This is a genomic window from Aquabacterium sp. (genome assembly GCF_036273115.1).
In the GTDB taxonomy this organism is placed as follows: domain Bacteria; phylum Pseudomonadota; class Gammaproteobacteria; order Burkholderiales; family Burkholderiaceae_C; genus Aquabacterium.
The window spans coordinates 43,541-49,924 of record NZ_DASUIN010000004.1; the positions used below are offsets into that span (position 1 = coordinate 43,541).

A 6,384-nucleotide genomic window follows, 5' to 3' on the forward strand; every position below is an offset into this window, starting at 1 on the left:
CAGTCAGGCCACACAAATTTTTGCATGCAGGTTTGCCTTGATTGAAGGCCATTCGGTAGCAATGATGCTGAACATGACCGAATTTCGGAGGAACCCTTCGCGCATCACCATGTGACTGCGCAGCACACCTTCTTCCTTGGCGCCGATTCTTTGGATGGCGTTTCGGGATTTGGTGTTGCGCTCATCCGTGAGGAGCTCGACTCGATTACACGCCAAAGTTTCGAATGCATGGGAAAGCATGAGGTACTTTGCTTCAGTGTTGACATGGGTTCGTTGACTAGAGGCGGCAAGGAAGGTGAAGCCAATTTCGAGCCGACGGTGTGTGGCCTCAATGCAGCGAAAGCGCGTGCTGCCAACAACTTTGCCTAAATGCCTGTCCACAGTGGCAAATGCCAGCTCTGTTCCTGCACGGAAAGCTGTTTCTGCTGCATCTAGGAAGCTTGGTAAGTTGTCAGGATGCGGAACGAAAGTGACAGGAATTTCCCATAGCTTTCCATCCTCGATCGCGAGTCTGAGTCCTGATAGATGGTGTTGTTCAAGTGGTTCTAGCCGAACACGATGCCCTTCTAAGGTGAACTTTTCGATCTTCACTATCGTTCCCTGTTGATGTTCTGTGTTGCCTAACACCCTGGTCAACCGGCGCCGGAAGCCGAAGGCTGGACGGTGCCGACAGCGGGCATAAGAATGCCTTAGGCATGCCCGCTGTCGGCGTCAGCGTTGAACCCAAAGTTAGGCTGCAGTGCGAAGATGAGGTGTTGCAACCGCCTCAGCCAGACGGATACGACGGAAGCATGACTTTCTAAAGAGAACGGTTAGTAAGCCCCCTAGGAGGAGCAAGCCACACGAGGGTTCAGGAACCGCTGACACGGCGAACGAAGAAGGCTTCGCCCAGACACTCTTGTCGCCAAAGTCAATGCGCAAATCAACCGCGTTTGTGGATGCGGCAAGGGAGAACTCAGCAAGTGCTGATGAAACACTAGTGGCGCCGTTTCCGCCAAAGTGGTTGAAGGAAATGAAATCAATACCATCTGTTCTGCCAGTCGATGGCCAAATGTTTATTGCGTTTAGCCCACCACCCCAGGCGGCTATGTATCCTTCGGAGAGAGACGTTATACCGTTGATCGAGAAAGATTTAACGGAACCACTGAACATACCGTTCCATCCGGGCGCAGAGGGTGTCTGAGTATCGATTACGTAATCAATGCTAAAGACATTGCCAACTTCTGCAAAAGCTGGTGGAGTAAAACCCTCTTGCACATGGTAGGAGATCGATGTCAATCGCCAAGTCTGTAGTTCCGCTTGTGCGGACGTTGCCAGAAATGTCAAGGCAAGTGATGTGATTGCCGCTGCTGTTTTGATTTGCATGTTGGAGTCCCTTTTTTGTATGGTTGATATCGTGCTTCTGCAAGTGGCTACATTTGCAGAAGCACCTTATATCAAACTCTGGCTACTTTTTATGAAAGGCCTATAGCCAGCGCTATGGCGGTCTTTCGGGTAGAGCCTAACGCCTTGGTTAACTGGCGCCGGAAGCGGAAGGCTGGAGGGAACCAAGATAAGCCATGAAGGTGCCGAAGGCATAGCTGATGTTGGCGTCCGCGTTGAACCCACAGTTAGGCTGGGGCGCGTAGTCGATGCAGTTTGATCCACCTGAGCCTCTCCTTGTTCGTGATTGAATGGCTAGCTCAGTCGCCCTGCCATTTTATTTGTGCGCCGTCATTGGGCTCCCTGGGAAAGAGTGCTTAGATATAGGTTCTCGGGCGACGTGATGCATTGAACCAAAGCGCTGTTGAAAATTTTCTCAGTCAACGGTGGTGCTGCGATGAGCTGAAGAAACTCTTTTGTGACACCGAATAGTGCCATCTCAGAAAACGGCTTATTTGGTGATTTTTCGTTGAAAGCTCGTGCCAGTTCAGCCACTTCGGTACATGACATTCTCGGAACTCGTGACGGATCAAGCGGGCCGTATATGGCTGCAGGGCTAGGCCGGGTATAGAACGAGAAATCGAACGGAACGTAAGCAGTGAATGTTTCACGTCCAACTGTCGAAGGCCTACGTGGTGCAAGTTTTGCAGCTTTGACGCCTTCGAGGCACGCCGCATCAAGTTCATTGTTGCCGGATGATCTGTCAACTCTGGCTGCTTGAATTGTTCCATCCAATGTCGCTGTGACTTCGATTCGCACTTTGCCCATAGGGGTTTGAATGAGCGCTGCCGGTGGCGCAACGACTACGGGGGCTTTAACAAAATTCAATGGTTCATCTTCAGCTGTAAATCTTATGAAGAGCGTCTTCTCTGGTGCGATCGGTAGCTTCGTGTTCTGCGTGGCCTTAAGGGCTGCAGAGTCCCAATTGGGATCGGTGGATGGGCTGGCAATCCTAGCTTGCTGAAGATTCCCGCCATCTGTTTGCACAACTTCGATGGTTGTAGTCGGAGATGCGCCTGGACGTTTAGAAGGTGTGTAAGTTAGTGCCCTCGAAAGAGCTTCTTCTGCTTGCCGCAATTCGCTAGTTTGCGGCTTTACTGCGGTTGGGAGCTGAGCATTGACGTGGCATGCGGCTAGGATACATAGAAGCGGCACGATATGCCAGTAGAGGGATCGAATAGTCACTGCCGTATCCGTAACGAATTAAGCCTAACGCTTTGTTTAACCGGCGCCGGAAGCCGAAGGCTGGAGGGCACCAACATAAGCCATGAAGATGCCGAAGGCATGGCTGATGTTGGCGTCCGCGTTGAACCCACAGTTAGGCTGGGGCGCGTAGTGGAAGAGCGGTTTGACGTATATGGTCTGCATTGAAGGTTGGGGCCTAGTTTCTCCTGGTGCCCTGCGGTTAACGTCCATCTGATTTGGGGCCTTGATGGCCTTCATTTGTTGGGGCGGGCAATGGTTCTTTTCGGTTGGGTAAGCTGGATAGAAAGTAGAACATGAACATCAAGGGTAGTCCTAGTAGTGGGTAGGCCCATACGGGGAAATAAAACCCGCGTTCATGTTCAAAAACGGCTCGTGGATCGGCAATCGTATGAACACTAGGATTCATGGGGTCGACATGTACGACCACTGAATCGCCTACTCGCACATCGTTGCAATTGAACCCAGCGTAATAGGGGTTGCTGCCGATACGTCTTTTGCCGTTCCAGGTGAACTCGTACCAGAACTGGCCATGTTGACCGCAGTTGAGCTTATAGACGGAGCCGGTAACGGTTGTCCCGCGCTCAATCAGGTGTTGCTGATCTTGCGCCTGGTTATAGCAACCAAATTGCAGTGACCCTGCGACAAGGCAGGTGAGGTTAAGGGCGATTCGTCGATTCATTGGTAAATGCTCTGGAGAGCCTAACGCCCAAGGTAAGCGGCGCCGTAAGGAGCGCAGCGACTGAAGGGTACCAACATGGGCCAGGACAATGGCGAAGCCATGGCCCATGTTGGCGTCCGCTTGACCGCCCAGTTAGGCTGGGGCGCGTAGGCACAGTGCTGAGCCCTCAATGTATATGAGCTAAGTCGCACAAACTATCCGTAACGTGCTAGACCTGCAGACAGTGCAGGATGTTGACCAGATAGGTCTGCGGTTATTGCAAAGGTGCAAGACCCTGGGCGACCGGCACCATCTAGGTACGTTAGCCTTAACTCACAGTCGATAACACGTTGCTTCTCGAATACAAATTCGAGCCGAACTTGATGATGATTTATCCAGTGAGGAAGTTGCTGAGGAATAACTTTTTCCATTGGGGCTGAGAACTCGATTGAAACGTTCGTTACTGCTGCTCCTAGGTTTTTAATTGTTGCGGTGAATTGTGAGTGGCCATCGCCACGATGCATGCCGCCAAATCCTTCCGAGACAAAGCGGGGTAGGTATGCCTCCTCAATTCGACTACGTTCGAATTGCATTGCCTCGATTTCGGCTTGGAACTGCTGCCGAGACACTTCTACCATTTCTCTCTGCTGTTCAACTGAGTTTTTCAATTCCTCGGCTTGAAGCTCAAGTGCCCGTGTGTTTTGTTTGAGCTCAATGCCCTGTTGGAAGTATCCGAGAACAAGCCAAAGAAAGGCTACAGGGCCAAACACGCCAGCTAGAAAATCTCCGACCTCATTCAATGGCATGGCCTTTAATTGGAGGAATCGATCGGAGAGAAATAGCGAAAGAGCCACCACATAGGCAAGGGTAGCAATTACGCCAATGTATGTATATCGCTTTGTCATTCTCATTTTTCGCGTGAAAAGCCTAACGCCCTGGTTAACCGGCGCCGGAAGCCGAAGGCTGGAGGGTACCGACATAGGCCATGAAAATGCCGAAGGCATGGCCTATGTTGGCGTCCGCGTTGAACCCACAGTTAGGCTGGGGCGCGGAGTGGAAGGGCTTTGTAGCTGGTATGGCCTGCATTTTCTAGGTGTTGCACTTGATGCTTGAAGCTCGGCTAGAGAGCGTAGGCACACTCATGCAGTGAGACTCCTCGTGCGATAGACAATTGAGCGAAGGGCCTCATTCAGTTCATTTCCACATGCAACGACGGTAGGGGACAAAACAGAGTAAGCCTCCTCCATCATCTTGTCCGCGTTCACGGCAGGGTACTTGCATCCATTGTGTGAAAACCCGGGGAACTCAAGCTCATAAGTCTGTTGTGAGGGGGTTCGTAGGTCAACATTTAGTGATGGGCGAAGAACTCGACGATGCTTACTATGATTCACCAATGCCGAGAGGTGCTGTAGAACTTGATCTGTGTTCAGCAAGTTGAGTTGATCCCAAACCCCGTGGAAGTCGGTATCAGCAGCTAAAGCCTTTATGACTTTACCCAACGAAACATCTCGCTCTTTGATCGGAGTTGAGCCTAGATTTAGACCAGCTGCATAACAAACTGTATGAGCTAATGTATCCATAATCGCATGTAAGCTTTGAATGCATGCGATGGCATTTGCGCTGGCCTGCGTTAGCGCGTTATCGATGCGCCAATGTTCTTCCAATTCGATTGGCAGCGTCAGTTCCAGGAGAGACTTTTCTGCCAATTTTGCGTCAATCGCTTCATGGAGTATCCGTCGGTATTCATGGAAGTGATAACTAGCGTAGGTTTGCCTTTCGGCAAGTGAATCTATCGTGGTTCGGGCGAGTTCGAGTTGATCGCGTCCGTGCGCCTCAGCGATTAGCTCTCGAGCTTCTTTGACGTTCCAAGCGGTCTTCATAAAAGCCTAACGCCTTGGTTAACCGGCGCCGGAGCACGAAGTGCGGAGGGTACCGACATGGGCCATGAAAATGCCGAAGGCATGGCCCATGTTGGCGTCCGCGTTGAACCCCCAGTTAGGCTGGGGCGCGAAGTGGAGGGGCGTTCGAGCTGATTTGGCTAGCACGTCATTCTGTCTTCGGGTTCGGTCCGTACTTATTTGAGCCAAGGTCGCTATCGCGAATTGCAAAAGCAACTATGACAAGAAACCCGATGACGGGAACGACCGCAATAAGCTGCCACCAACCGGACTTTCCGATGTCGTGCAAGCGACGGGCACTAACAGCTATAGCCGGGATGAATAGGCCAAAGCTCGTAAGGAATGTGATGAGACCGGTTCCGCCCTCGTGGCGACTTGTTGTTCCAAGGGCTTCGTCTATGAATCGAGCCGCTAGGTATGTCAACGCATAGAAGAGAGTGAAGTACCAATACTCTGCCCTTTGTGCTCGCCCTTTGAATGACGCGTACTGCTTCATTGCTTTGGAGATCCAGAAGATAGGGTTGTGCATACCTTTTTCTTTTTATTTGTCGTGTTGTGGGACTAACGGTCGTGACATTGAAAGAGTAGAACAATTCGCTACAGCTTGTGTTTGCGTGAGCCTAACGCCCTGGTTAACCGGCGCCGGAAGCCGAAGGCTGGAGGGCACCAACATAGGCCATGAAAATCGCGAAGCGATGGCCTATGTTGGCGTCCGCGTTGAACCCACAGTTAGGCTGGGGCGCGTAGTGGAAGCGGGTTGAGCCACGTGAGCCTGACCGCATATGTTGAACGACGAATGGCGTTTCCATAGTTCCCTTCTCACTGTGTTTTGCTGCCAGACAGGCGCCTGATGATGGCTGGTAGCAATTTGAACCATTGGAAATAGCCAATGGCAGTCACAAGCACCCAATAGGGGATTAGATCAATGAGGGGTTGATACCCTAGCCCAAGGAAAGCGGAAATTGCGGGCCATGTAAGGCCAACCGTTGCGGCACCTACGAGGCCCAGCGGGAAGTTCAGAAGAACAAGCAGCCAAATGAATGCCTCCGGCATGTCATGAATCGCGCGTTGAACGAAGGCAAAAGTCAAAAGTGCAATTGCGGCGACAAGCCAAAGAACGAAAGCAAATTTTCCAGTAGTGCTCTTTGGCAAGTTCGACCTTTCGACCTGGGTGTGACGGTTGCAAGAGAAGAGCCTAAC

Annotated in this window: 8 protein-coding genes; all 8 read right to left on the reverse strand. The window is 51.5% G+C overall.

All coding sequences use genetic code 11. The features are described from left to right. Nucleotides 1–3: 3 nt before the first annotated feature. Nucleotides 4–591 (reverse strand): GNAT family protein, encoded by a 588-nt coding sequence (locus tag VFW72_RS03255; protein WP_329672837.1) that lies wholly within the window; start codon nt 589–591, stop codon nt 4–6. A gap of 138 nt (nt 592–729) precedes the next feature. Next, nucleotides 730–1,365 carry a hypothetical protein gene (locus tag VFW72_RS03260; protein WP_329672838.1) on the reverse strand — a complete coding sequence of 212 codons (636 nt, stop codon included), beginning with the start codon at nt 1,363–1,365 and terminating at the stop codon, nt 730–732. A 348-nt stretch (nt 1,366–1,713) separates the two neighbouring features. Next, on the reverse strand, nt 1,714–2,607 hold the full coding sequence (locus VFW72_RS03265; protein WP_329672839.1) for an energy transducer TonB: 894 nt from the start codon (nt 2,605–2,607) through the stop codon (nt 1,714–1,716). Nucleotides 2,608–2,827: 220 nt separating this feature from the next. Further along, nucleotides 2,828–3,415, reverse strand: a complete 588-nt coding sequence (locus VFW72_RS03270; protein ID WP_329672840.1) for a DUF3592 domain-containing protein — start codon at nt 3,413–3,415, stop codon at nt 2,828–2,830. Nucleotides 3,416–3,501: 86 nt separating this feature from the next. Continuing rightward, entirely contained in the window at nt 3,502–4,191 is a 690-nt protein-coding gene (locus VFW72_RS03275) for a hypothetical protein (protein ID WP_329672841.1), read from the reverse strand. A 234-nt stretch (nt 4,192–4,425) separates the two neighbouring features. Next, nucleotides 4,426–5,166, reverse strand: coding sequence for a hypothetical protein (locus VFW72_RS03280; protein WP_329672842.1), 741 nt, complete (start codon nt 5,164–5,166; stop codon nt 4,426–4,428). A gap of 166 nt (nt 5,167–5,332) precedes the next feature. Beyond that, nucleotides 5,333–5,713 (reverse strand): DUF805 domain-containing protein, encoded by a 381-nt coding sequence (locus VFW72_RS03285; RefSeq protein WP_329672843.1) that lies wholly within the window; start codon nt 5,711–5,713, stop codon nt 5,333–5,335. 290 nt (nt 5,714–6,003) lie between these two features. Further along, a partial coding sequence (locus tag VFW72_RS03290; RefSeq protein WP_329672844.1) for a hypothetical protein occupies nt 6,004–6,384 on the reverse strand: 381 nt, incomplete at its 5' end.